The organism is Methylosinus sp. Ce-a6 (genome assembly GCF_009811655.1).
Classification (GTDB): domain Bacteria; phylum Pseudomonadota; class Alphaproteobacteria; order Rhizobiales; family Beijerinckiaceae; genus Methylosinus.
In genome coordinates this window covers 18,823-43,420 of sequence record NZ_BGJX01000003.1, presented here as the reverse complement: position 1 = coordinate 43,420, position 24,598 = coordinate 18,823, and the positions used below count along the sequence as shown (strand labels likewise).

25 protein-coding genes are annotated in these 24,598 nt (G+C 65.1%); 4 read left to right on the top strand and 21 right to left on the bottom strand.

The features are described 5' to 3' along the window. Positions 1-118: 118 nt before the first annotated feature. The 3 genes from Mspo_RS02900 to Mspo_RS02890 form a co-directional block, all read right to left on the bottom strand. A complete protein-coding gene (locus Mspo_RS02900) occupies positions 119-337 on the bottom strand; it encodes a hypothetical protein (protein WP_159726672.1) in 219 nt (72 codons plus the stop codon). 283 nt (positions 338-620) lie between these two features. Then, a complete protein-coding gene (locus Mspo_RS02895; RefSeq protein ID WP_159726670.1) occupies positions 621-1,466 on the bottom strand; it encodes an FkbM family methyltransferase in 846 nt (281 codons plus the stop codon). Positions 1,467-1,693: 227 nt separating this feature from the next. Then, positions 1,694-1,999: a hypothetical protein gene (locus Mspo_RS02890; protein WP_159726668.1), complete on the bottom strand. Its 306-nt coding sequence runs from the start codon at positions 1,997-1,999 to the stop codon at positions 1,694-1,696. 361 nt (positions 2,000-2,360) lie between these two features. Here Mspo_RS02890 and Mspo_RS02885 point away from each other — a divergent pair, with 361 nt between their 5' ends. After that, positions 2,361-2,897: a histidine phosphatase family protein gene (locus Mspo_RS02885; protein WP_159726928.1), complete on the top strand. Its 537-nt coding sequence runs from the start codon at positions 2,361-2,363 to the stop codon at positions 2,895-2,897. A gap of 263 nt (positions 2,898-3,160) precedes the next feature. Beyond that, complete coding sequence (locus Mspo_RS02880; RefSeq protein WP_159726666.1) at positions 3,161-4,666, top strand: YcjX family protein; 1,506 nt, start codon at positions 3,161-3,163, stop codon at positions 4,664-4,666. Positions 4,667-4,668: 2 nt separating this feature from the next. On the opposite strand, the gene Mspo_RS02875 is transcribed toward Mspo_RS02880, so the two are convergent. The 11 genes from Mspo_RS02875 to glyA form a co-directional block, all read right to left on the bottom strand. Further along, a complete protein-coding gene (locus Mspo_RS02875; RefSeq protein WP_159726664.1) occupies positions 4,669-5,058 on the bottom strand; it encodes a type II toxin-antitoxin system death-on-curing family toxin in 390 nt (129 codons plus the stop codon). Continuing rightward, entirely contained in the window at positions 5,055-5,282 is a 228-nt protein-coding gene (locus Mspo_RS02870; RefSeq protein WP_159726662.1) for a hypothetical protein, read from the bottom strand. The genes Mspo_RS02875 and Mspo_RS02870 overlap by 4 nt, the downstream gene beginning before the upstream one ends. A gap of 127 nt (positions 5,283-5,409) precedes the next feature. Continuing rightward, positions 5,410-7,593, bottom strand: coding sequence for a sodium-translocating pyrophosphatase (locus Mspo_RS02865; protein WP_159726660.1), 2,184 nt, complete (start codon positions 7,591-7,593; stop codon positions 5,410-5,412). Positions 7,594-7,796: 203 nt separating this feature from the next. Continuing rightward, positions 7,797-9,797 carry an acyltransferase family protein gene (locus Mspo_RS02860; protein ID WP_159726658.1) on the bottom strand — a complete coding sequence of 667 codons (2,001 nt, stop codon included), beginning with the start codon at positions 9,795-9,797 and terminating at the stop codon, positions 7,797-7,799. A 237-nt stretch (positions 9,798-10,034) separates the two neighbouring features. Then, positions 10,035-11,018, bottom strand: coding sequence for a thiamine-phosphate kinase (gene thiL / locus Mspo_RS02855; protein ID WP_159726656.1), 984 nt, complete (start codon positions 11,016-11,018; stop codon positions 10,035-10,037). A gap of 91 nt (positions 11,019-11,109) precedes the next feature. Then, entirely contained in the window at positions 11,110-11,568 is a 459-nt protein-coding gene (nusB, locus tag Mspo_RS02850) for a transcription antitermination factor NusB (RefSeq protein WP_159726654.1), read from the bottom strand. After that, positions 11,565-12,065 carry a 6,7-dimethyl-8-ribityllumazine synthase gene (gene ribH, locus Mspo_RS02845; protein ID WP_159726652.1) on the bottom strand — a complete coding sequence of 167 codons (501 nt, stop codon included), beginning with the start codon at positions 12,063-12,065 and terminating at the stop codon, positions 11,565-11,567. Before ribH ends, nusB begins: the two co-directional genes overlap by 4 nt. A 294-nt stretch (positions 12,066-12,359) precedes the next feature. Then, positions 12,360-12,965: a riboflavin synthase gene (locus Mspo_RS02840; RefSeq protein ID WP_159726650.1), complete on the bottom strand. Its 606-nt coding sequence runs from the start codon at positions 12,963-12,965 to the stop codon at positions 12,360-12,362. 2 nt (positions 12,966-12,967) lie between these two features. Beyond that, on the bottom strand, positions 12,968-14,107 hold the full coding sequence (ribD, locus tag Mspo_RS02835; protein ID WP_159726648.1) for a bifunctional diaminohydroxyphosphoribosylaminopyrimidine deaminase/5-amino-6-(5-phosphoribosylamino)uracil reductase RibD: 1,140 nt from the start codon (positions 14,105-14,107) through the stop codon (positions 12,968-12,970). Beyond that, positions 14,104-14,613, bottom strand: a complete 510-nt coding sequence (gene nrdR, locus Mspo_RS02830; protein ID WP_159726646.1) for a transcriptional regulator NrdR — start codon at positions 14,611-14,613, stop codon at positions 14,104-14,106. The genes ribD and nrdR overlap by 4 nt, the downstream gene beginning before the upstream one ends. A gap of 113 nt (positions 14,614-14,726) precedes the next feature. Continuing rightward, entirely contained in the window at positions 14,727-16,001 is a 1,275-nt protein-coding gene (gene glyA / locus Mspo_RS02825) for a serine hydroxymethyltransferase (protein ID WP_159726645.1), read from the bottom strand. A gap of 491 nt (positions 16,002-16,492) precedes the next feature. Between glyA and Mspo_RS02820 the strand changes: the two genes are divergently transcribed. Beyond that, positions 16,493-18,247 carry an alkaline phosphatase family protein gene (locus Mspo_RS02820; RefSeq protein WP_159726643.1) on the top strand — a complete coding sequence of 585 codons (1,755 nt, stop codon included), beginning with the start codon at positions 16,493-16,495 and terminating at the stop codon, positions 18,245-18,247. 194 nt (positions 18,248-18,441) lie between these two features. Beyond that, complete coding sequence (locus Mspo_RS02815) at positions 18,442-18,759, top strand: hypothetical protein (protein ID WP_159726641.1); 318 nt, start codon at positions 18,442-18,444, stop codon at positions 18,757-18,759. A 10-nt stretch (positions 18,760-18,769) separates the two neighbouring features. On the opposite strand, the gene Mspo_RS02810 is transcribed toward Mspo_RS02815, so the two are convergent. From Mspo_RS02810 to Mspo_RS02780, 7 genes are all read right to left on the bottom strand, one after another. After that, positions 18,770-19,153 (bottom strand): hypothetical protein, encoded by a 384-nt coding sequence (locus Mspo_RS02810; protein WP_159726639.1) that lies wholly within the window; start codon positions 19,151-19,153, stop codon positions 18,770-18,772. Positions 19,154-19,277: 124 nt separating this feature from the next. After that, the gene (locus Mspo_RS02805) at positions 19,278-19,652 is read right to left on the bottom strand and encodes a DUF5615 family PIN-like protein (RefSeq protein WP_159726637.1); all 375 of its coding nucleotides are present in this window, start codon (positions 19,650-19,652) and stop codon (positions 19,278-19,280) included. 1 nt (position 19,653) lies between these two features. Next, positions 19,654-19,884, bottom strand: coding sequence for a DUF433 domain-containing protein (locus Mspo_RS02800; RefSeq protein WP_159726635.1), 231 nt, complete (start codon positions 19,882-19,884; stop codon positions 19,654-19,656). Between the two features lie 61 nt (positions 19,885-19,945). Then, positions 19,946-21,541: a peptide chain release factor 3 gene (locus tag Mspo_RS02795; RefSeq protein WP_159726634.1), complete on the bottom strand. Its 1,596-nt coding sequence runs from the start codon at positions 21,539-21,541 to the stop codon at positions 19,946-19,948. Positions 21,542-21,631: 90 nt separating this feature from the next. After that, positions 21,632-22,243, bottom strand: coding sequence for a LysE family translocator (locus Mspo_RS02790; protein ID WP_159726926.1), 612 nt, complete (start codon positions 22,241-22,243; stop codon positions 21,632-21,634). A 219-nt stretch (positions 22,244-22,462) separates the two neighbouring features. Further along, complete coding sequence (locus Mspo_RS02785) at positions 22,463-23,053, bottom strand: DUF3501 family protein (RefSeq protein WP_159726632.1); 591 nt, start codon at positions 23,051-23,053, stop codon at positions 22,463-22,465. A gap of 167 nt (positions 23,054-23,220) precedes the next feature. Beyond that, complete coding sequence (locus tag Mspo_RS02780; protein ID WP_159726630.1) at positions 23,221-24,561, bottom strand: heterodisulfide reductase-related iron-sulfur binding cluster; 1,341 nt, start codon at positions 24,559-24,561, stop codon at positions 23,221-23,223. Between the last annotated feature and the right edge of the window lie 37 nt (positions 24,562-24,598).

Here is a 24,598-nt window from a genome sequence, read left to right as displayed (position 1 = left end):
CCACGATTTGACGTGTTTATATTGCTCCAATGCTTCCTTTTCGGCAACCCAGCGTTGGCTGTCGCACTGCCGGGCGAAGTGAATGGTGTCCAAATAAAGCAATTGTCCCAGCTATTCGTCACGCTGAGATTTTCGACGATCTGTCGTCGCTCTGAATGATGATGATCGCACCCGCGGCGATCGAGCCACCATAGATCGTCGGCGTCGTGAACAGCTTATCCGATTGTTTTCCGTCGATGCTGAAATCGCGCAATGAGCTGGCTTTGGAGCTAGCGAGCATATCGACGAAAGGGGTTGCGGGCTTCTGGACAGTTGCGCGGAGGTGAAATGCACGCATTGCCGGCCTCCGCCGATCATGACGAGCGGGTAAGGCGCGGAAATCATGCTCGCATACGCATAGTCTCCACAGGAAACGAAAATAAGGTTGCTATTTTTGGCGCCGGGATCGGTGTTGCCGAAGGCCGACAGGCGTGCGGCGATCGCCGTCGTTCCTGCGCCGCCGCGATCGACGCCAGGATGAGAGCGCCGAGAGCAGAGGAAAGATCATTTTGCAACTCCGCAGTTCAACATTCCGCATAGCGTCGCGCCATCGAATAACGAAGCGATGAAAAACAGCTCTACTATGCGCGAGGTTTGAACATGACGTCGTACATTTTGTCGTTGGAGTGCAAATCCTCGAGTCGCGCAAGAGTTAGCTCGATCTCTGCGCCAAGGGCGCGGTTGCGGAAATCGTAGGGAAAAAAGCCGATGCTTTCCATGTAAGACACGAGCTCCGCGAGGCCGCACCCGGACGTGCCCTCGAGCCTTGCTAAATTGATCTCCATGATGAGCGTCGGCTTGAACCGCCGCAGCGTCTTTTCCGCTCCCTGCAATGCGAGCAGTTCGGCCCCTTCGACGTCCATCTTGATCAGGTCGAGCCGAGAAAGATCGCAGAGCAAGTCGTCGATCGGCAGCACGGGCACGATATTTCGTGGACCTGGCATAGTTCCGAGAAGGTGGACTCCAACCCCGCCGAGATTTCCGGATGTCATCGCCGACATTTCTAGCAGCCCTTGCGTCGCGGCGACGGCATAGGGTTTGATTTCGACGAGAGACGCCAAGCCGTTTTCCACGACCGAGGCATATAAATAGGGTAAAATGATCGGATTGGCTTCGATGCTGTGAACTTTCCCCGACCCGCTGTTCCGAGCCAAATAATCTGCGACGAAAAGGGTGAACCATCCGACATTCGCCCCGATGTCCAGGAACACCGTTTCGGGCGTGAGGCGCGCGGCGATCGCTTCGGTAATTTCTTTGGACCACTCGCCTTTGCACATAATTTCCGAGGAAATGACGTCGTCGAACAGCGACACATATATCGGACGACCGAAAGAAGTCGTCGATCTGACCCAGCCTGCGGCCTTGATTTGCTCGTCATATGGATTTGCGATCGCAACTTTTTCCATTGCGGCGGGCATATCGTTCATGATGCAACCCCTAGAGTTTGGTGATGCGCCGACATTCGTGCGCCACAATGTCCCGAACGAATATCGACGGTCGTAAAAGTCAAAAAATCGCCCCGCCCGCCTGCGGCAGGGTCGAAGGAAGACATGAGGCCTCTCCCATGGCGGGATCGCGCCGTTTTCGTCGAGAAGCCGCCCGGAGCGGCCTCTCGACAAAGACAATCACAAGACCGGCAGAGCCGGCGTCAGCGTCAGTGAGCGGCCCAGTCGTCGCGGGTCGGAAGCACGTCGCGCTGAGTCTTCATCTCGACCCAGGCGAAGGCTCCGTCCGGATCAGCGACATCGATGCTGTTCTCGATGATGAGCTTGTCGCACAGCATCACGCAAATGGCGTCGATCGGCGCGCTGGTGTCGTTCTCCTCGGTCATGCGGTCGATGGAGATCTCGCCTTCCTCCTCGCCGTCGACGAGGTGAATGATGAACACCTCCTCGTGACCGGCGACGCCATGCGCGTTGACCCTGAAAGTTTCGCCACGATATTGGAATTCGCGAATCATGCGTTCCCTTCCCCCAGTTCTCACGGCGCGAGCGCCGCCGTCGACAAATCCAGCCGCGCGCGAGAAATCCGTCCTCTCGCGCGCGGAACGGCGGCTCGCCGCCATTGGGGAAAATGCTATAGCGCAACCGGAGGCCTTCGAAAACCTCGCGCGCGAGCGGAGCGGCGCGGCGAATCGCTCGCCCGGCCGGCGCAGGGCGCCACGCATATGGGCGCGCCGCGTCGCGAAACTTTCGCTATGATCGAGGAAAATCGATTTCATGCCGGACCGGCGTCCGGAGCGCCGGCGCGGCGCGTTTCACCAGCAGCCGCTCGGTGCGATCCCGCTCCGCGCCGCCTCGAGCAATCGGATCGAACGAATGATGCGACGTCTCATCCTGCTGCGCCACGCCAAAGCCGACGCCCATTCCGCCGGGGGCGACCGCCAGCGCCCGTTGACCAAGCGAGGCGAGGAGGACGCGCGTTCCGTCGGCCGCTATCTGGCGCAGGCGGGGCTGGCGCCGGACCTCGCCGTCGCCTCCGACGCGCGCCGCGCCAAGCGGACGCTGGATCTGACGCTCGAGGCCTTCCCCGGGCAGGTCGAGCGCAGGCTGGACGACGGCATCTATCTCGCCACGCCCGACCGCCTGCTGGATGTCGTGCGCCAGACCCCGGCCGAGACCTCGACGCTGCTCGCCATCGGCCATAATCCCGGCTTCGCCGAGCTCGCCTCGGCCCTGGCCGCGAACGGCGAGCCGGAGGCGCTCACCCGTATGCGCTCCAAATTTCCCACCGCGGCTCTCGCCGTGCTGGATTTCGAGGCCGAGGATTGGGCCGAGGTCGCCGAGGGCGCCGGCCATCTCGAGCGTTTCGTGACGCCGGGCGATCTGCGCGGGGGCGTCGCCGACGAGCCGGACTGAGGGCCTGAAAAGGAGAAAAGGCCGAAGCGCGACGCCTTGTCGCGCCGTGGCCTTCGCTCCTGCGGACGAAATCCTTGCGCGCCGCGGCCGAAGTCGCCGGGCGGATCGGGTTGCGGATTGAACGCCCGCGCCGGCAGCAGCGCTCTGCGCGCTGGCGAAGGCACACTTGGGTGGATAGGGCCCTCTCGCCGGCTGCCCCCGCTACCCAAATCACCGGCCGCTTGTTACATGAAGCGATCCTCGCCGCCCGAGCCGATACGCCCTTGTCGCAGATATCCGACCTTCTCTTCGAGACCGCCGTCGCGGCCGCCAGCCTCAGGGATTTTCTGGCGGGAGGCCGCTTGCGGCTCGGCGTGACCGGCCTGTCGCGCTCGGGCAAGACGGTGTTCATCACCTCGCTCGTGCATCATCTGACCCGCGCCGTCGCCGCGCGCAACGCCGGAGCCGGCCGCAAGAATCAGCTGCCCGTCTTCCGCGTCGCCGCCGAGAATCGCCTGCGCAGCGCCCATCTCGATCCGCAGCCCGACGACGCCGTGCCGCGCTTCGCCTATGAGGAGCATTTGTCCGCGCTGACCGGCGCCGACCGCCATTGGCCGCAATCGACGCGGCGCATCTCCGAGCTGCGGGTGACGCTGGAATATGACCGCAAGCAGGCCGGGCTGATGGGGAGCCTCCGCTCCGGCCCGGCGCGGCTCGACATAGACATTGTCGATTATCCGGGCGAATGGCTGCTCGACCTGCCGCTGCTCGGCAAATCCTACGCCCAATGGTCGCGAGAGACGCTGGAGGCGGCCGCCTCCGCCGCGCGCGCGACGATCGCCGCCGACTGGCGCGGCGCGACGGCCGGGACCGATCCGCTAGGGCGCGCCTCGGAGGAGGTGGCGCGCAAGCTCGCCGCGCTCTTCACCAATTATCTGCGCGCCGCCAAGACCGAGCGTTTCGCGCTGTCGACGCTGCCGCCCGGCCGCTTTCTGATGCCGGGCGAGCTCGAGGGCTCGCCGGCGCTGACTTTCGCGCCGCTGCCGGTGCAGGAGGACGGCGCCCCGCCCTCGGGCAGTCTCGCGGCGATGATGGAGCGCCGCTATGAGGCCTATAAGACCCATGTGGTGCGCCCTTTCTTCCGCGATCATTTCGCGCGGCTGGACCGCCAGATCGTGCTCGTCGACGCGCTCGCCGCGCTGAACTCCGGCCCCGCCGCCGTTCGCGACCTCGAGACCGCCCTCGCCGATGTGCTGACCGCCTTTCGCACCGGCCGCTCCAATCTGCTGGCGACGATCTTCCGCCCGAAGATCGACCGCATATTGTTCGCGGCGACCAAGGCGGACCATCTCCACCATACGAGCCATGACCGGCTGGAGGCCGTGCTGCGGCATTTGACCTCGCGCGCGATCGAGCGGGCCGAGGGCGTCGGCGCGACGATCGACGTTATCGCGCTCGCGGCCGTGCGGGCGACGCGCGAAGCCATCGTCAAGCATGACGGGGAGCAGCTCGCGGCCATCGTCGGCACGCCGATCGAAGGCGAGCGCATCGGCGACGACGTGTTCGACGGCGTGGCGGAGGGGGCGATTTTTCCGGGCGAATTGCCGGCCGATCCACGTCACGTTTTTCGCGGCGACGCGCTGGCGCTGCCGGAGGAGGACGCGGATTTCCGCTTCCTGAAGTTCCGCCCGCCGATCGCCGCGCTCGGCCGCGACAAGGAGCCCCTGCCGCTGCCGCATATCAGGCTCGATCGGGCGATGGAGTTTTTGTTCGGGGACAGGTTGGGGTGACGTCAGCGCTTCGCCTCGCCGATCGGCGCCGTATTGTTCCTCAGCCATTGGTCGAGAGCGTTGAAACGAAAAGCGTCGGCGTCGTAGAGATGAGACAGGAACGCCCACGTCTCGTCGGCGTCGGCTGTCAAACGGACGCCATTCATCGCCAGGAATGTGAACATTACAGCGAAAGCCGTGCGTTTGTTGCCATCTACGAAGGGATGATTTTGCGAGGCGCTTTCCCACAGCGCGGCCGCTTGGGCGATCAAGTCAGGATAATATCCTGTTTGCGGCCGGAACAGCGCCGCTTCGAGCTGCCCGAGGTCAAGAACTCCCTGGGCGCCGCCGAAATGCTCAATCTGGTCGTGGTGAATGGCCAGCGCCTCGACCAGGGTCAGATAATCCGTCACTTGGCGAGTTTCTCATAAAGCGGTCCATAACGTTCGAGACTCGACCGGTAGGCGGACATCACATGCGGCCGCGGTCGCGCCTTGTCATGCTTTTCGACATAGTCGCCGAGAGCGTCTTCGACGATCGATTGAAGCTGCCGACCCTCTTCCTTGGCAATTTTTCGGACCGCCGCCAACACGTCGCGATCCACCTGCGTGGCGAATTTTTCCCTGACGATGGCCATGACGCTCTCCTTCCGAAAAAACAATATCGAGCGGCATCAAGAAACGTCAAGATAAATCAAGAACAGAAGCCGACACGAAAAAGGCGGGGTCGCCCCCGCCTCTTCGCTTCGTCGTTTCGCTATCCGCTTACCGCGCCAAGATCGCCAGCAGCAGCAGCGCCACGATATTGGTGATCTTGATCGCCGGATTCACGGCCGGGCCGGCGGTGTCCTTATAGGGATCGCCGACCGTGTCGCCCGTCACCGAGGCCTTATGCGCGTCGCCGCCCTTGTAATGGGTGACGCCGTCCTTGTCGGTGAAGCCGTCCTCGAAGCTCTTCTTGGCGTTGTCCCAGGCGCCGCCGCCGGAGGTCATCGACACCGCGACGAAGAGGCCGTTGACGATGACGCCGAGCAACGCCGCGCCCAGCGCCGCAAAGCCATTGGCCTTGGAGCCCGAGATGATCGTCACGCCGAAATAGACGACGATCGGCGCCAGCACCGGCAGCAGCGAGGGAACGATCATCTCCTTGATCGCCGCCTGCGTCAGCATGTCGACGGCGCGGCCGTAATCCGGGCGCTCCGTGCCGTCCATTATGCCGGGCTTCTCCTTGAACTGCCGACGCACCTCCTCCACCACGGAGCCCGCCGCGCGGCCGACCGCCGTCATCGCGATGCCGCCGAAGAGATAAGGAATGAGGCCGCCGAGGATGAGGCCGGCGACGACATAAGGATTGGCGAGATCGAAATCGACCTTGCCGATATCCTTGAAATAGGGAACGCCGCTCTCGGTGAAATGCCGCAGATCATTGGAATAGGCGGCGAACAGCACCAGCGCGCCGAGACCCGCGGAGCCGATAGCGTAGCCCTTTGTCACCGCCTTGGTGGTGTTGCCGACGGCGTCGAGCGCGTCGGTGTTGTGGCGCACTTCCTTGGGCAGGCCGGCCATCTCCGCTATGCCGCCGGCATTGTCCGTCACCGGGCCGAAGGCGTCGAGCGCGACGATGATGCCGGCGAGACCGAGCATGGTCGTCACCGCAATGGCGACGCCATAGAGGCCGCCCGCCTGATAGGCGAAGACGATGCCGAGCGCGATCACCACCGCCGGCGCCGCCGTCGCCTCGAGCGACACGGCGAGGCCCTGGATGACGTTCGTGCCATGGCCGGTCACGGAGGCCTGGGCGATCGACTTGACCGGGCGCTTGCCGGTGCCGGTGTAATATTCGGTGATGTAGACGATGAGGCCCGTAACGATGAGGCCGATGAGGCCGGCGAAGAACAGGCCATAGCCGTGGATCGCCTCTCCATTGGCCTTGCCGATCTCGCCCCAGCCGACCGTGAAAGTGGTGGCGAGGAAAAGACCGCCGATCGACAGCACGCCTGCGGCGATTAGGCCCTTGTAGAGCGCGCCCATGATCGTGTCCGGCACGCCGATCTTCTCGAACAGAGGCGTCGCGATCTTGCCGATCTCGGAATCGTCGGCGCCGAGCTTCACGAAATAAGTGCCGGCGATGGAGGTGACGATGCTGAGGCCGCCGATCGCCAGCGGATAGACGATCGCCGAAGAAAGGCCCGCCTGTCCGGCGAAGAAGATCGAAGCGAGCACCATGGTCGCGACGATGGTCACGACATAGGTCTCGAAGAGGTCCGCCGCCATGCCCGCGCAATCGCCGACATTATCGCCGACATTATCGGCGATGGTGGCCGGATTGCGCGGATCATCCTCCGGAATGCCGACCTCGACCTTGCCGACGAGATCCGCGCCGACATCGGCGCCCTTGGTGAAGATGCCGCCGCCGAGGCGCGCGAAGATGGAGATCAGCGAGCCGCCGAAGCCGAGCGCGACCAGCGCGTCGACGACGACGCGATCGGAGGGCGCGAAGCCTACGAAGACGGTGAGGACGAAGTAATAGATCGCGACGCCGAGCAGGGCGAGGCCGGCGACGAGCAGGCCGGTGATCGCGCCCGCCTTGAAGGCGATGTCGAGGCCGCCGGCGAGCGATTGCGTCGCCGCCTGCGCCGTGCGGACATTGGCGCGCACGGAGACATTCATGCCGATGAAGCCGGCCGCGCCCGAGAGCGCCGCGCCGATGAGGAAGCCGAAGGCGACCGCCCAGCCGAGCAGAATGACGAGCAGGACGAAGATGACGCCGCCGACATAGGCGATCGTCGTATATTGGCGCTTCAGATAGGCCTGCGCGCCCTCGGCGACCGCGCCGGAGATTTCCTGCATACGCGCGGTGCCGGCGTCGGTCTTCAGGAGCTCCTGCGATGTCTTGACGCCATAGGCGACGGACAATAGTCCGAAGACGATGCTGAGAAACAATACCATGACGATTGCGCCCTCTCCGTTCCTCGGCCGCGCGCGCTCATTGTTCTGATCGTCTGGCGCTTACGGCGCATCCATCCCGGCACGACGAGCTTCCCGCCGCAGGCGAATCGTTCGACTGCGGCGCCCGGGAAATCACTGCGTTTCATGCCAGAAACGCGGGGGCTGGGCAATGGCGGCGCCTCGAGCGGGACGACAGCGCGGCCTCAAAGCCAGCCTTTCCTCTTCATCTCTTCCACGATGAGGCGCGCCAGCAGCGAAGCGCCTCTCGCGTTGAGATGATTATCGTCGAAATAGAGGGGCTTGTCGCCGATTTCGCCGATACAGCGATCGAGCGACGCATTGCAGAAGGCGCTTCCGGCTCTCACGCGCAAGAGGTTCCAGCTGTCCGGAAGACGGTCGATCTGATCGCGAAAGGTGAATGTTCGGTCCTGAAAGAATTTGTAGCTGACCGAGATCGCGTCTTCTCCGCCGACGAGCTTTCGTCGCGCCACACTGCGCGGGATCGCGCGTCCCATTTCCGGCGTCGGATAGACCAGCACGACCCTGCGTCCGAGGCTCAAGAGCTCTTCGATGTCCGCTCTCAAGATCGCGCCCACCGCTTCGACCCGGCCCGGATCCTCGGCGAACTCCCGGCCCCTGGTCGATGGCAGGGCGAGAAGATATCGGCCGCCGTCGACTCGGCCGCCCTCCCCGTTATCATAGCCGTAACCGTCCATGTAGACCGGCCAACGAGCGTAAAGAATGATCGTCTCGAGCTCGCGATGCGCTCGAATATAGGAAAAGACCTGCTTATTGTAGGATATGCAGAGGCTGTTCTTCGCCTCGAGGAAATGAACCCCGGGAAAGGGAGGACATGCAGAGAAGCTGAATTGCTTGAGCGACGCGCCCTCCTCGTCCAATCGATCGGCGAGGGCCCCGGCGATCGACGCGCTGTGGCTGTCGCCCCAGATCGCGATGCGCGCCGGCCGTTCGGGATGATAATCGCACGCTCGGCTCGGCTCGATGAAATGGTAGGCGTCGCCATAACATTCGGCCGCGCGCGGGATACGGTAGCCGCCTTCCGCGGCGACAGCCGTTATGTTCGGCGAGTATCTGCCCGGAAGTCCGTTCAGCCCGTCGATGGCGACGCCGACGCCGAATAATGCGAGGCCCGCGGCGCAGACGCCGAGCGCCACCTGCCGCGCCGGCGCGCGTCGCCTGTCCCGGCAGGGCAATTCGACATATCGCCAGGAGAAATAGGCGAGGCAGAAGGCGGCCGCGGAAAGGAGCAGCAGCAGCTCCCAGCTCGGCGACCGAGGAAGGACGAGCCGCGCGAAGGCGAACAGCGGCTGATGCCAGAGATAGGCGCTGTAGCTGAGCAGGCCGACGCGAACCACGGGATCGAAACTCAGAAGCCGGCCGCACAACGTCTCCTCATGCGCGAATTGGATGAGGAGCGCCGCGCCGATGACCGGGCCGAGCGCGAAAACTCCCGGAAAAGGAAAATTGTGATCGATGAGCGTGACCGTCAGCGCGATGGCGGACAGGCCGGCGACCGACGCGGCTTCGCAGACGCCACGGGGGAGCCGCAGCCGATCCAAGGGCGAGAGCGCGACGATCGCGCCGACGCCGAGCTCCCATGCGCGCGTCGGCAGCAAATAGAAATTGAACGCGGGATGCGTTCTCGACGCCCATTCCGCCAGCGCGAAGCTGAACGCCGACGAGACCGCCAGCACGAAAATCAGCGGCGCGCCTCGCCTCGCCATGAAAATCATGAAAATCGGAAAAACAAAATAGAATTGCTCTTCGAGCGATAACGACCATGTATGGATGAGCGGCCAGCTATCGACGTTCGAAGTGAAATAACCAATGCTTCTCGAGAAAAATATATTCGAAGAAAACAATATGGTATATTTTACACTACTTCCGAAGTCTATCATCTCCAGTGGAAGCATATAAAGCAAAGACAACAGAATGCACGAAAATATGACGAGATAGAGCGCAGGCAATATGCGGCGCATACGTCTCTCGTAAAACGACAGGAGAGAAAACGATCCGTTTTGAATCTCTTCGTGGATGAGGCGCGTGATGAGAAAGCCGCTGATAACGAAAAATACGTCGACACCGACAAAGCCGCCTTGGAACCCCTCAAATTTTGCATGATATAAAATAACAGAGACGACAGCGACGGCACGAATACCATCTATTTCTGGTCTATATTTCATTATTTCACCAATATGTCGAAATCTAAATTTAGAAAAAATTAACAGTTTGGGCGCGCGCGGGTCAATCAGTAAATACCGCTTCCGTATGATCGCTTCGCTCGAAGAAGGCGGTGACCGCCCCGCCCATCATCGCGAGCGAAGCGAAGCAATCCGATCCCAGCTCCGAGCCCCGGCGCTCCGCCCCGGCGAAGATGAGAGCCGAACTCATGCCGCAGACATGATTTCGAGACCAGCCCATCAGAAATGGGTGAACGACGCCTTGTCGAAGCGCTTCGGGGAACGATCGGGACCGAGGAAGAGCGGCGGCTCCGAGCCGGGAAGGACCTCTCCTATTTCGATCAGCGCCAAGCCCGCCTCTCGAGAACTCTGCTCGAGCGCCGGTCTGGCCTTCGGCGGCGCGCAGCAGAGAATCTCGTAATCGTCGCCGCCGGTGACCGCGCGCTCGAAGAGGCCCGGCTCCGCCGCGATCGCCTCCTGCGCCGCCGCCGAGAGCGGGACCCGCCCGAGCTCCACGCGCGCGCGCGCCCCGCTCGTCCTGAGCAGCTTGGCGAGGTCGCCGGCGAGACCGTCCGAGACATCCATGGCGGCGCTCGCATGATCGCGCAGCGCTGAGATCAGCGGCAGGCGCGGCTGCGGCAGATGGTAGCGATCGAGCAGATGCGCCCGCGCCGCCGCGCCGAGCCTGCCGGCGAAGGCTTCGCCGCGCGCGACGCCGAGGCCGAGCGCCGCGTCGCCGATCGTCCCCGAGACGAAAATGCGATCCCCCGGCCGCGCGCCCGAACGCGAGACGAAGCGCGCGGCGCGGCCGAAAGCGGTGATGGAGATGGTCAGAGGACCGGGCGTCGCCGTGGTGTCGCCGCCGAAGAGGGGGCAGGCGAACTCCCGCGCATCCTCGGCGAGGCCGGCGGAAAAGCTCCGCGCCCAGGCGTTGGTCCAGTCCGGCGGCAGCGCCAGAGTGAGCAGAAAACCCAAAGGCTCCGCCGCCTTGGCGGCGAGATCGGAAAGATTGACGCGCAAGGACTTTTTGGCGACGAGGCCGGGCGGATCCTCGGGGAAGAAATGCACGCCGGAAACGAGCGCGTCGGTGGTGACGACGATCTCCCGCGCCCCGCGCAGCGGCAGCAGAGCCGCGTCGTCGGTGAGGCCGAAGGCGCCGTCGGCCGAAAGCGGCGCGAAGATTTCGGCGATGAGCTCGTCCTCGCTGAAGCGGCGCCCCGCCATCGCTTCCTCCTAAAGAGAAGTGCGAGCCTCTAAGGCTCGCGGTCCAGGACGCGCTTTGGACCGGGAGCCTTAGAGGCTCGCAAACGCCGCATCACTTCTCGGCGAATTGCTCCGGCCGCGCCTGCCGGGCGAGACGATCCAGCACGGCGTTGATCATGCCGGACTCGGTCGCGCCGAAAAAGGCGCCGGCGACGTCCACATATTCCTTGATGACCACTTTGACAGGTATGTCGCGGCGAAAGCCGAGCTCGAAGGCGCCGGCGCGCAGAATGGCGCGCATCACCGCCTCGATGCGCTGCAAGGGCCAGCCGCCCTGCAGCGCGGAATCGAGCGCGCGGTCGATCGTCGCCTGATTGTCGAGCACGCCCTTCACAATGTCGCGGAAGAACTGCAGCTCGGCCGGCTTATATTGCACGCCCTCGATCTCGCGGCCGATCCAATGCGCCTCGAACTCGGCGAAGATCTCGTTCACGCCCTTGCCGGCGACCTCCATCTGATAGAGCGCCTGCACGATGGCGAGCCTCGCGGCCGACCTCTCCTCGACGCTCATGCGCCGCCCCCGAGCTTGCGTTTCAGCCGCACCAGCGCGAGCGCGGCCAGCGCCGCGTCGCCGCCCTTGTCGGCCCCGCCCTGCTTGGGATCGGCGCGCACCACGGCCTGCTCCTCATTGTCCACGGTCAAGACGCCATTGCCGAGCGGCAGGCGGCGCGCGACGGAGAGATCGGTGAGCGCGCGGGCGCTCTCATTGGCCACGATCTCGAAATGATAGGTGTCGCCGCGAATGACGCAGCCGAGCGCGACGACGCCCTCATAGGGCGCGCCGGCGGCCTCCGCCGCGTCGAGCGCGATGGCCGCGCCGGCCGCGAGCTCGAGCGCGCCGGGGACGGTGATGGTGGTGACGTCCGCGCCGAGCTCTTCCAGCGCGCGGACGGCGCCCTCGTGCAAAAGCTCGACGATATCTTCATTGAAACGCGATTCGACGACGAGAATGCGCGCGCCTTGCACGGGCGCGAGATCGTCGTCATCGGCGCGGTAGGACCCTGCCATTCGTGACTCCTTGCGAGGGCGCGAGGCCGCAAAGCCCCCGCCCTCACCCTCTGCGCGGGAGAGGGATGCGGCGAGCGTTGCGCGCCCCCCCGATGAAGGGCGAAGCCCGCTCCCTCTCCCGCGCAGCGGGGAGGGTTGGGGAAGGGGCGCGCGACGCTTGCGGAAACGAAGCGGCGATCGATACACATTTTTTCGCGGAAAGCCTACAGCCCGTGAGCGTCGCGGCGGCGTTTCATCAAAGATGCCGCCCCACGGCTGCTGGATTGCTTCGCCTGCGGCTCGCAATGACGCGGGCTACTTCCCCGCTTCCGCCAGCCGCGCGGCGTATCTCGCCATCAGATCGACCTCGAGATTGAGGCGATCCCCCGCCCTATAGCCGCCCCATGTCGTCACCGCGAGCGTGTGCGGGATGATCAGCACGGAGAAACGATCGCCCTCCACCGCATTCACGGTGAGCGAGGTTCCGTCCAGCGCGACCGAGCCTTTCTCGGCGATGAAGCGCGCATATTCATGCGGCGCCTCGATCCAGAAGCGCGACATTCCGTCGAAATCCTCGCGCGAAAGGATCGTCGCGACGCCGTCGACATGGCCGGTGACGATATGGCCGCCGAGCTCGTCGCCGATCTTCAGCGAGCGCTCGAGATTTATGCGGCGGCCGACCGCCCATTCGTCCGCCGTGGTGCGCGCCAGAGTCTCGGCGGCGGCGTCCACCTCGAACACCGTGCGCGCGCCCTCGCGGCGCAGGCCGACGGCCGTGAGGCAGGGGCCGGAACAGGCGATGGAGGCGCCGAGCGCAATCGTCTCCAGCGGATAATCGCAGGCGATGGCCAAGCGGCGCAATTCGCCGCGCGGCGCGACTTCGAGGATTTCGCCGATGTCGGTGACGAGGCCCGTGAACATTTCTAGCCGATCCTCTCGTAGCGCGTCATGCGATCGACGCCGAGCATGGCCGTATCGGCGAGACGATAGCGGCTCTCGTCGTCCAGAATGGCCAGCGCCGCGGACGACAGAGCGAGCCGCCCCGGACGGCCGAGCGGCTTCAAGCCCGTATGAATGACGACCTCGTCGGCGAGCGAGGCGACGAGCAAGCTCTCGGCGATGCGTGGGCCGCCCTCGCTGAAGACGCGGGTGACGCCGCGACGCGCGAGCTCGCCCAGCGCCTCGCCGAGCGCGAGACGCCCGGCGGCGTCGATGGAGACGCGCGCGACCTCTATTCCTGTCGCGGCGGCGAATTCCTGCGCCTGCGCCTCCGTCACGCTTTCGCCGGCGATGACGAGGGTCGGCGTCTCATGGGCGGTGGCGGCGAGGCGCGAGCCGCGCGAGAGGCGCAGCCGCGCGTCGAGCACGACGCGCAGCGGCTTGAACGCCTCGAGCCCGGGCAGGCGCACGGTGAGCAGCGGATCGTCGATCGAAGCGGTGCCATGGCCGATCATGATCGCGCTATGCAGCGACCGCTCGATATGGGTGACGGAATCGGCAAGCGCGCCGGTGATGAAGAGGCGCGGATCGTGATCCGCGCCCGCGGCGTAGCCGTCGGCCGTCCGCGCGAGCTTCAGCGTCACCATCGGCCGGCCCTGCGTGACCCGCAGAATATGGCCGAGATGATCGGCGCGCGCCTCACGCGCGCGCAGGCCGATCGTCACCTCGATCCCGGCCTCGCGCAAGCGCGCATGGCCGCGGCCGGCGACGCGCGGGTCCGGGTCCTCGAGCGCCGAGACGACGCGCGCGACGCCGGCGCCGATGATCGCATCGACGCAGGGCGGCGTCGAGCCGTGATGGGAGCAAGGCTCGAGCGTCGCATAGAGCGTCGCGCCGCGCGCCGCCTCGCCGGCCGCCGCGACGGCGATCGCCTCGGCGTGCGGGCGTCCGCCGACCGCCGTATAGCCGCGCGCCACGACGACGCCGTCTTTGACGATCAGCGCGCCGACGGAAGGGTTCGGCCCCGTGCGGCCGAGATTGCGCCGGCCGAGCGCCAGCGCCGCCGCCATGAAGGCGTCGTCCTCGAGGGCCCGAGAATCTGTTTCCGGCTTCGTCGCGGTCATCTTCCGCCCGGCGCGGTTTCGGCCCGTTCGGCCTTCTCCGCGCGCTGCTCGCCTTCGCTTTGCGACAATTCGTCGATCAGCGCATGAAAATCGCTGACCTCGCGAAAATCGCGATAGACGGAGGCGAAACGCACATAGGCCACATCGTCCAGCGATTTGAGGCCCTGAATCACCAATTCGCCGATCTGCGCGCTCTCGATCTCGGCGTCGCCCGAGCTCTCGAGCTGGCGCACGACGCCGTTCACCATACGCTCGACGCGCTCTGGATCGACCGGGCGCTTGCGCAGCGCGACTTCGAGCGAGCGCATCAGCTTGTCGCGATCGAAGGGCACCCGGCGGCCCGATTTCTTGACCACGATCAGTTCGCGCAGCTGCACGCGCTCGAAAGTGGTGAAACGACCGCCGCAGCCGGGGCACACCCGGCGGCGACGGATCGAGGAAGAATCCTCGGCCGGCCGCGAGTCCTTCACCTGTGTGTCGGGCGAACCGCAATAGGGACAGCGCATGGCCTCACCTCACCGCCCTTGTCTCCATCATCGCGAGGAGCGAAGCGACCCAGAGCCGCGAGGCCGCCCTGGATTGCTTCGCTTCGCTCGCAAAGACGGGCGCGCAGCCCCGATCAATAGATCGGGAACTTCGCCGTCAGCGCGTGGACCTTCTCCTTCACCGCGGCTTCCGTCGCGGCATTGTCCGCCTCGCCCTTGGCCGCGAGACCGTCCAGCACCTCGACGATATAGGCGCCGACGGTCTTGAACTCCGCCGCGCCGAAGCCGCGCGAGGTGGCCGCCGGCGAGCCGAGGCGAATGCCGGAGGTGACGAAGGGCTTCTCCGGATCGAAGGGAATGCCGTTCTTGTTGCAGGTGATATGCGCGCGGCCGAGCGCGGCTTCCGCCGCCTTGCCGGTCAGCTTCTTCGGACGCAGATCGACGAGCATCAGATGATTGTCGGTGCCGCCGGAGACGATGGCCAGCCCGGCGTCGACGAGGGTCTGGGCCAGCGTCTGGGCGTTGTCCTTCACCTGCTGCTGATAGGCCTTGAATTCCGGCTTCAGCGCCTCGCCGAAGGCCGCCGCCTTGCCGGCGATGACATGCATCAGCGGGCCGCCCTGCAGGCCGGGGAACACGGCCGAATTGATCTTCTTGGCGATCTCTTCGTCATTGGTCAGCACCATGCCGCCGCGCGGGCCGCGCAGCGTCTTGTGCGTCGTGGTGGTGACGATATGGGCGTGCGGGAAGGGCGAGGGATGCAGGCCCGCGGCCACGAGGCCGGCGAAATGCGCCATGTCGACCATGAAATAGGCGCCGACGCTGTCCGCGATCTTGCGGAACGCCTCGAAGTCCCAAATGCGCGAATAGCCGGAGCCGCCGGCGATGATGAGCTTGGGCTTGTGCTCCTGCGCCAGCTTCTCGACCTGCTCCATGTCGATGCGCTGGTCGTCCTTGCGCACCGTATAGGGGATCGGCTTGAACCATTTGCCGGAGAGATTGACCGGCGAGCCGTGGGTCAGATGGCCGCCAGCGGCGAGGTCGAGGCCGAGGAAGACGTCGCCCGGCGTCGCCAGGGCGAGGAAGACCGACTGATTGGCCTGGCTGCCGGAGTTCGGCTGCACATTGGCGAAGCCGCAGCCGAACAGCTGCTTGGCGCGCTCGATCGCGAGATTTTCCGCGATATCGACATATTGGCAGCCGCCATAATAGCGCTTGCCCGGATAGCCTTCCGCATATTTATTCGTGAGAACAGAGCCTTGCGCTTCCAGAACCGCCTTGGACACGATGTTCTCGGAGGCGATGAGCTCGATCTCGTCGCGCTGACGGCCGAGCTCGAGGCCGATGGCCTTGGCGAGTTCGGGGTCCGAATCGGCGAGCGGGGCGGTGAAGAAAGCGGATTGGCTCATTTAGCATCCTCTATGCGAGACAAGGCCTCTATGCGAGACGAAGGCGCAGCAAGTGACGGCGGCTTCCGGCTCGCCCGCGCCTTCCGGGCGGAGCCGTTCGCGGGAAGCCGGCCTTCCCGGAGCGCGCCGTCGGCGGCGCTCCATCCTGGCCTCGAGCTTCCATTTCTAGCGCAGAATTCTCTCGGCCGATCGAAATCATCCGCAGAATGCGCGCTCGCGCATCGGTGTTCGCAACTCGCTTATCACGCTCTCGCAGGGACGAAAAGGGGCGGTTCCGCCGTAATGAGCGGACTTCGCCGCAGCGCCGGCGTCCGCGCGGCGAATGCTGTCATCGACCCGATAATTTCCGCCGCTAGAGAGCTTCCGATCCGTCTGGATCGGAAGCTCTCTAGCGTTTCTCGTTTGGAGCGAATTCTGGTCGCTCGAACGATTCCGTTCGAGCGGAAAACGCTCTAGCTTCCACCCGCAATATCTTCGAGGGGGCGTCAACCATGTTTCTCGAGCGTTCTCTCCTCGGCCTCGCGGCTGTCGCCTTTGCGGCGGCCACCACCCCCGCGAGCTCGAAATCTCTGCACGAGTTCAAACACTTCGTCATCATCTACCAGGAAAACCACAGTTTCGACAATCTGTTCGGACTTTGGGGCTCCGTGGGCGGCGAGCCCGTCGAAGGCCTGCGCTCCGCCGATCCGGCGCATATGACGCAGGCGCGCGCCGATGGCGCGACAGCCTTTGAGTGCCTGTTGCAGAACGACGTGAATCTCGCCTCGCTGGCGACGCGCTGCACGGATGCGACCGGCGCGACATCCTTCGTCAGCGCCTTCCCCAACGCGCCCTTCGAGATCGACGCCTATATAGCGGCGACTGACAAGACCTGCCCCGCGCCGGGCGTCTTCGCGCCGCATGGCGCGCCGAAGAACGCCGCCGGCGCCCTCGCGGGCGGCTGCACGCGCGATCTCGTGCATCGCTTTTACAGCGAGCAGTTCCAGATCAACGGCGGCAAGCAGAATCGCTATGTGACGGGCAGCGACGCCGCCGGCCTCTCCATGGGCTATTACGACACGACCAAGCTGCCCATCTACAAGGCGCTGCACGCCGCCGACGCGCCGCATTACATCGTCGCCGACCATTTCTTCCAATCGGCCTTCGGCGGCTCCTTCCTCAATCACCAATGGCTCGTCGCCGCGGCGACCCCGGTCTTCGCCAATGCGCTCAATGACGCGAGCGCTCATGATCTCCATTCGGTGGTCGATGCGAACGGCATGGCGACCAGCACGCCGCTCTACACGAATCCGCTCGGCTCTTCCGCCAAGGACGCGTCGCTGACCGCCTCCTGCGATCCGCCGGCGGGACGGCCGGCGACGCCGGCGAATGTCGCCTGCGGCGACTACGTCATCAACACGATCCAGCCCTTCTCGCCGCCCTACGCCCCCGGAACGGCGGAAGCCAAACGCCTGCCTCCGCTCGAACATCCGACGATCGGCGATCGGCTCTCCGCCGCGGGAATCGGCTGGGCCTGGTATTCGGGCGGCTGGTCCAACGCCAATGGCGACGTCGGCGCGCCCGGCTGGACCAATGGAAACGGGCCCGACTGCGGCGACCCCAATGCGATTTCCGGCGCCGCCTATCCGATCTGCCCGGACAAGCTCTTCCAGTTCCACCATCAGCCGTTCAACTATTTCAAGGCCTATGCGCGCGGCACGGCGGCGCGCGCCGCGCATCTGCGCGACGCGGCGGAGTTCGTCCAGGCGGCCAAGGCCGGACAGCTCGAGCCGGTCAGCTTCGTGAAGCTCATCGGCGCGGAGAACGAGCATCCCGGCTATGCGAGCGAGGCGGACGGCAGCGCCCGCCTCGTCGATCTGATCGCCGCCATAGTGAATGGCCCGAACGCCCGCGACACGCTGATCATCATCACTTACGACGAGTTCGGCGGCTCCTGGGACCATGCGCCGCCCCCGCCCTATCAAAAAGAGCAGGTGGCGGAACGGGATCATAGCCCTCTCGGCGAAGGTCATCGCGGCGGCGGCGCGCACGACCTCTGGGGTCCCGGCACGCGCATTCCCGCTCTGCTGATCTCCGCCCGCTTCGAGCGCTCGGGCGTCGACCACACGAATTACGATACGACCTCGGTCCTCAAGCTGATCGAGGAGCGCTACGGACTCGCTCCGCTCGGGACGCGCGACGCCTCCGTCCATAGCCTCGCGCGCGCCCTGGAGGCGGGCGAGAGACCGGAAGCGGGCGAAAGATGAGCGCGCTCGAAACGCCGCGACATCCGGCCCCGCGCTTCGTGCGGGGCCGTTTTTCTTTCGATTCGTCCTGGCCCTTTTCAGCCCCGCGGGATCGTGCGATGAAATTCGCGGCGGAGCGGGACGCGAGATCGAAAGTCCCCGGCGCGGCAAGCGGCGCGTCCGACCGGCCGCGACCGCAGAGGAGGCGCGCTTTCATGATTTCGATCGGCTTCGCTCGCGCAGCGACGCTCGTCGCATTCCTCCTGATCGGCCCGGCGGCGGCGCGGGCGCAGGAGGCCGACGCTTCTTTTCTGCCCATCTATCGCGAATATCGCGGCCAGCTCATCGCTCAGGGCTGGAGGCCGGACGCCAATTTCGGCCTGAAGCTCGCCTCCGGCCGGCCGCTCTATCGCTTCCCCGAAGTGCTCTGCGGCCCGAAAATCTGCCATGCGCGCTGGCTGCGCTCCGGCGCCGAGAGGGTGGTGACGCTGATTCGCGGCGAGCTCGACGAGGAATATCGCGTCTCGCAGTGAGGCGCGGGGCTCACTGCGGCGGCAATGCTGCGGCCTGCTCGGCGAGCGCGCCCGCGAGCCGTTCCGCGAGCTCGGCTGCGAGCGCGGAGGGCAGAGCGAAGGCCAGCCGATTGCCGTCCGGCGAGAGGAGGGTAAGGAGAAGATTGTCGCCGAGCATCTCGCGATGGAGCGCGATTTTCTCGACCGGCGTCGCCAGCACCGCCTCGACGTCGCCGCTCGCCGGCTGACGCTGCGCGAGGCTCGTCTCGCGCAGCGCCAACGCCGAGCGGGTCAAAGCGAGAATATCGGCGGCGGAGAGGGCGATCCTCGCCGTCACGCCATCGTCGCCCGTGCGGCTCAGAATGAAACCATCGCCATCGGGATCGAGACTGAGGCCGGATGACGCCTCGGACATGGGTCGGTTCTCCTTGCGCTGTGAGGGGGCCGGGGAGCATAGGCGAAGGCGGCGGGATTGTCTTCCTCCGCGGCGACCCAGACCGCGAAGATAAGGACGGCGGCCCGCGAACGGCAGTGGCGCGTCATTCTTCCGCGCTGCGAGCCGAGCGCGAGGAGCGCATGCGCACGCGCCCCGTTTCGATCACCGAGAAATGTCCCGCCCAGTCGCTGCGTTCTTCGATGCGGGCGAGGAGCACGTTTCCGATTGTGGCGGGGGGCGGCGTCGGCAATCGGAAGAGCATGATCCCGCATGCCGCCGAGAGCCCTGCGCTCCAAGCGAGCTCACCGAAGTCCTTGTCGAAGGTCAAAAGAATGCGCTCCTCATCCTCGGCCATGACGAGAACATCCGTATCCTTGGCGCCCGGCGACCTCTCACTCACCCAGGAAACGTCGTGGCCGGCGGCTCGCAAGGCCGATACGGCGGCGCCAGGAAAATTCTCGTCGGCGAGAAAGCGCATCTTACGCGGCGCTGGGGAAAATCTTCTCCGACCTCAGCGCGTCGCGCGCATAGGCGAGGCAGGCTGCGATATCCTCTCGCTCGAGAGCGGGATAATTGCGCAGAATATCGGCCTCGCTCCAGCCGTCGGCCATCAGCCCGATGATGAATTCGACGGAAAGCCGCGTGCCGCGCACCACGGGCTTTCCGGCGAGCACGGCGGGGTCGAGAATGATGCGGGCATCGTCGGTCATGACGGCTCTCCTCAATGCGAAGAGATTATAGTCCTTTCATGGCGAATCGCCAGAATGCTCGTCACCCCTTCGCCGCCCCGCTCTTCTGATAATCCTTCACATCCGAGAACACGATCGCAGGATGCCGCTCCGCGTCATAGCGCAGCTGGAACTCGCTCGACGACATGAACACCGGCGCGCCGTCTATGTCCTCCGCCATGGACGAGCCATGCGAGTCGACGAAATTCTTCAGCGCGACAGGATCGCTCGAGGAAATCCAGCGGCAGATGGAGAAGCGCGAGGTCTCATATTTCGTCTCCAGCCCATATTCGGCCTCGAGCCGCGTCGCCAGCACGTCGAGCTGCAGCGCGCCGACGACGCCGACGAGGGCGCCCGAGCCGTCATTGGGCAGAAAGAGCTGCACCACGCCCTCTTCGGCGAGCTGGCGCAGCGCCTCGCGCAGCTTCTTCGCCTTCATCGCGTCGGAGATGACGATGCGGCGCAGAATCTCCGGCGCGAAGCTCGGCACGCCGCGGAAGGAAATCTCCTCGCCCTCGGTGAGCGTGTCGCCGATGCGCAAAATGCCGTGATTGGGAATGCCCACCACATCGCCCGCAAAGGCTTCATCGGCGATGGAGCGGTCGCGCGCGAAGAAGAATTGCGGCGCATTGAGCGAGATCGCCTTGCCCGTGCGCACGATCTTCGCCTTCATGCCGCGCGCGAGCTTGCCCGAGCATACGCGCATGAAGGCGATGCGGTCGCGATGGTTCGGGTCCATATTCGCCTGGATCTTGAAGACGAAGCCGGTCATCCTCGGCTCTTTGGCCGCGACATGGCGCTTGTCGGCGTCCTGTCCGCGCGGCGAGGGCGCATATTCGGCCATGGCGTCGATGAGATCGCGCACGCCGAAATTGCGCAATGCGCTGCCGAAGAAGACGGGCGTCAGATGCCCCTCGCGAAAGGCCGAAAGCTCGAACTGCTTGCAGCCTTCCTCGGCGAGCATGGCTTCTTCCAGCCAGGCGCCCGCCTCATGCGCCGGCAGAAGCGCGAGCAGCGCCGGATCGTCGAGGCCGGAGACGGTCATCGGCTCCGTGTCGGCGTCGATCTTGCGCACGGATTTGGTGGCGAAGCAGTAGGTGCCGGCGAAGCTGCGGCCCGAGCCGATCGGCCAGGTGACGGGCGCCGTGTCGAGCGCCAGAGTCTTCTCGATCTCATCGAGCAGGGAGAAGGGATCGCGGCCCTCGCGATCGAGCTTGTTGATGAAGGTGACGATCGGAATGTCGCGCAGCCGGCAGACTTCGAAGAGCTTGCGCGTGCGCGCCTCTATGCCTTTGGCGGCGTCGATCACCATCACCGCCGCGTCCACGGCGGAGAGAGTGCGATAGGTGTCTTCCGAGAAGTCCTCGTGGCCCGGCGTGTCGAGCAGGTTGAAGACGCAATCGCCATATTCGAAGGTCATCACCGAGGTGACGACGGAAATGCCGCGCTCGCGCTCTATGCTCATCCAGTCGGAGCGCGTCTGCTGAGCGTTGCGCTTGGCCTTCACCGCGCCGGCGAGCTGGATCGCGCCGCCGAACAGCAGCAGCTTTTCGGTGAGCGTGGTCTTGCCCGCGTCCGGGTGGGAGATGATGGCGAAGGTGCGCCGCCGCGAGACGGGGTCGGCGGATGGGATGGTCAAGTTTCAGGCTCGCTGAACAGTGGAAGCTCGCCACGCCCTTTAAGGGCATTCGCCGAATAAGGCCAGAGTCGCCTGGCGCCCCGGCCCGGCTCAGCCGAGGCCGCGACGCAGCTCGACGACTCCGAGACCGGCGAGGACGACGCCCGAGAGCCGATCGATCCATTCCCGCGCCGCCCCGCCGAGCGAGCGCCGCAAGGCGCCGACTGCGCCGATGAGAAGGCACCACCACAGCAGCGATCCGGCAAAGACGCCCGCCACAGTCGCCAATGCGTCGAGCGGCCGAAACCCCGCCGAGGGCGCGAGCGCCGCAAAGACGGCGGCGAACATGACGATCGTCGGCGGATTGGCGAGGGTCAGCAGCAGAGCGGTCGAGTAGTCCTTCGCCAAACCCTGTCCCGGGGCGATGGTCCGCTCCGCCGCGCCAGCTTCGGCGCGTAAGGATTTCAGCCCGAGATAGACGAGAAAGAGGCCTGCGGCGAGATGCATCGGCGTCTCATAGGCGAGCGCGAATTCCGAGACGCCGGCGAGACCGCAGGCTGCGACCGTCGCATAGATCGCGTCGGCGCTCGCTATGCCGCCGCCGATCGCGAGCCCGCGTCCGACGCCGCGCGTCAAGGTCGACCGCATGCAGAGCAAAGCCATGGGTCCGATCGGCGCCGCGACGGCGAGGCCGATTCCCGTGCTTTTCAAAAATAGTGACATGTCGATCAAGGCGCCGCTCCAAAACCGAGAGCCTCGCGAATCAATGTCGACGAGGCGCGGATGTATGTGGTGGTGATGGAAGAAACGAGAGTCTTTTGGAACAACGCCGCCGCTTCTCCCCGGGTGTCGCAATGTCGCGGCGTGGATGCCCGCGACAAGCGCGGGCATGACTCGGCTGTATAGGAGTTGTCGACCGGGATTCGGAGCCCTGTCGTCCGCTCACGCGAAATCCCCCGCGAGCGCCGCCCGCACCGCCTCCGGCATGACGGCGATATGCCCGTAATTCGCATGGGTGAAGCCGATCAGCACGCGGGCGCCTTGCGTGCGGAAGGAAGCGACCTGCGCGTCGGTGAAAGGGAAATGCACGAATTGCACGGCGGAGGCCTTGCCGTCGGCGCTGGTGCGGTCCTGATCCGCCTCGGCGAGCCCGGCGATGCGCTCGCCGTTCAATTCGATGAAAGACGTCTCCTCTATGCCGCCGAGCGTCGCCAGCACGCGCTGTCGACGCAGCGGATCGTCGATCTCGATCATGAAGGTCGCGACCAATTCGCGGCCCTTGGGGATCAGCGGACCATAGGCGGCGATCTCGCTCGGCGCCTGCTCGAGGCCGCCCTTTTCGATGTGGATCATCTCCTGGATCTGCAGCCAGATCGTCTCGAAATCCTCGAAATAGAAGGTCACGAACGGCCCGACCTCGACGCGACGATCGCGCTTTCGCGCCGCGATGCGGCGCCGGCTCTCGACGCGAACCTTGGCGTATTCCGCCGGCGGCAGAAGATCGGCGACGGTGATGTCGTGCTTGGGCGCCATTTTGAGATCGCTCCAGTTTCTTCTCAGTCGGTTCGGTGGCGTGGACGAACGTTCGCGCCGCCTCGGGCGTCAATGCGAGCGAAGCGAAGCAATCCAGGAGCGGCCCCACGACCCTGGATTGCTTCGTCGCTTCGCTCCTCGCAATGACGGCGGAACGGCGCGACGCGTCACGTCACCCCATAGGCCCGCGCGATCAGCTCGATCGGATGGGCGACGAGCTCGGGCTTCCTCGCCTGCGCATCGAGCCGCTCCATTCCTTGCACGATATGCGGGCCGGAGAGCGGACATTCGGAGACGACATAGCTCTTGCTTGAGGATAGCGCCTGTCGCGCGACCGGCTTTCCGACTTTGAGCGCTGTCTCGAAATTCGCGGTCTTATAGCCCCAGGCGCCGCCATGCCCGGAGCAGCGCTCGATGACGGCGACATCCGCCTCCGGCAAGAGGCGCAGCAGCTCCGCGCCTTTCTGCCCGATATTCTGCGCGCGCGAATGACAGGCGACGTGGAAGGCGACGCCGCCTTCGAGGGGCGAAAGCCCTTCCGCGAGCCCTTCCTTGCGGGCGATGCCCACGACATATTCGCTCAAATCATAGGTCGCCGCGGCGAGACGCTTCACGCGTGGATCGTCGGTCGCGATCAGCGGCCATTCGAACTTCAGCATCAAGGCGCAAGAGGGAACCAGCGCGATAATGTCATAGCCCTTGTCGATCCAGGGCTCGAAAGCTTCGGCGACCTTTCTCGCCGAAGCCGCGACCTCGCCGACGAGCCCCTGCTCGAGCAGAGGCATTCCGCAGCAATGCGGGTGCAGAATCTGCGTCTCGACGCCATTTTTGGCGAGCACGGCGCGCGCCGCGAGACCGACGCCCGGATCATTATATTCGCCGAAGCAGGTGGCGTAGATCACCGCCTTGCGGCCGAAGCCGGGCGCGTCGCGATTCACCTCGACCGGCTTTTCCTGCACGAGGGCGGAAAGCGTCTTCTTCGAATATTTCGGCAGCACGGCCTCGTGATGGAGGCCCGCTGCCTTCTCCAGCGCATTGCGCGCGGCCGTATGCGAGCAATCCGTCGCCCAATTGGCGAGTGGGGCGAGCTTGGTCGCCATCGCGCCATTGCGATCGGTGTCGGCGAGCTGGCGGTCGACGAAAGCGGCGCCCTTCTTCTTCGCCTCGACGGCGCGATAGCGCAGCATCAGATGCGGGAAGTCGAGATCGAATTCGTGCGGCGGCACATAGGGGCATTTGGTGAGAAAGCACATGTCGCAGAGCGTGCAGGCGTCCACGACCTTCTTGAAATCGGCGCTGGCGACGGTCTCGAGCTCGCCTTTCGGAGACTCGTCGACGAGATCGAACAGGCGGGGAAAGGAATCGCAGAGATTGAAGCAGCGCCGGCAGCCATGGCAAATGTCCAGCACGCGACGCATTTCGGCGTCGAGCTTCTCCTCGTCGTAGAAGTCCGGATTTTCCCAATCCAATGGACGCCGGAAGGGCGTCTCGAGTCCGCCTTCTCTCATTTCGCTTCCACGCTCTTCGCTTCGATTGCCTGGTCGA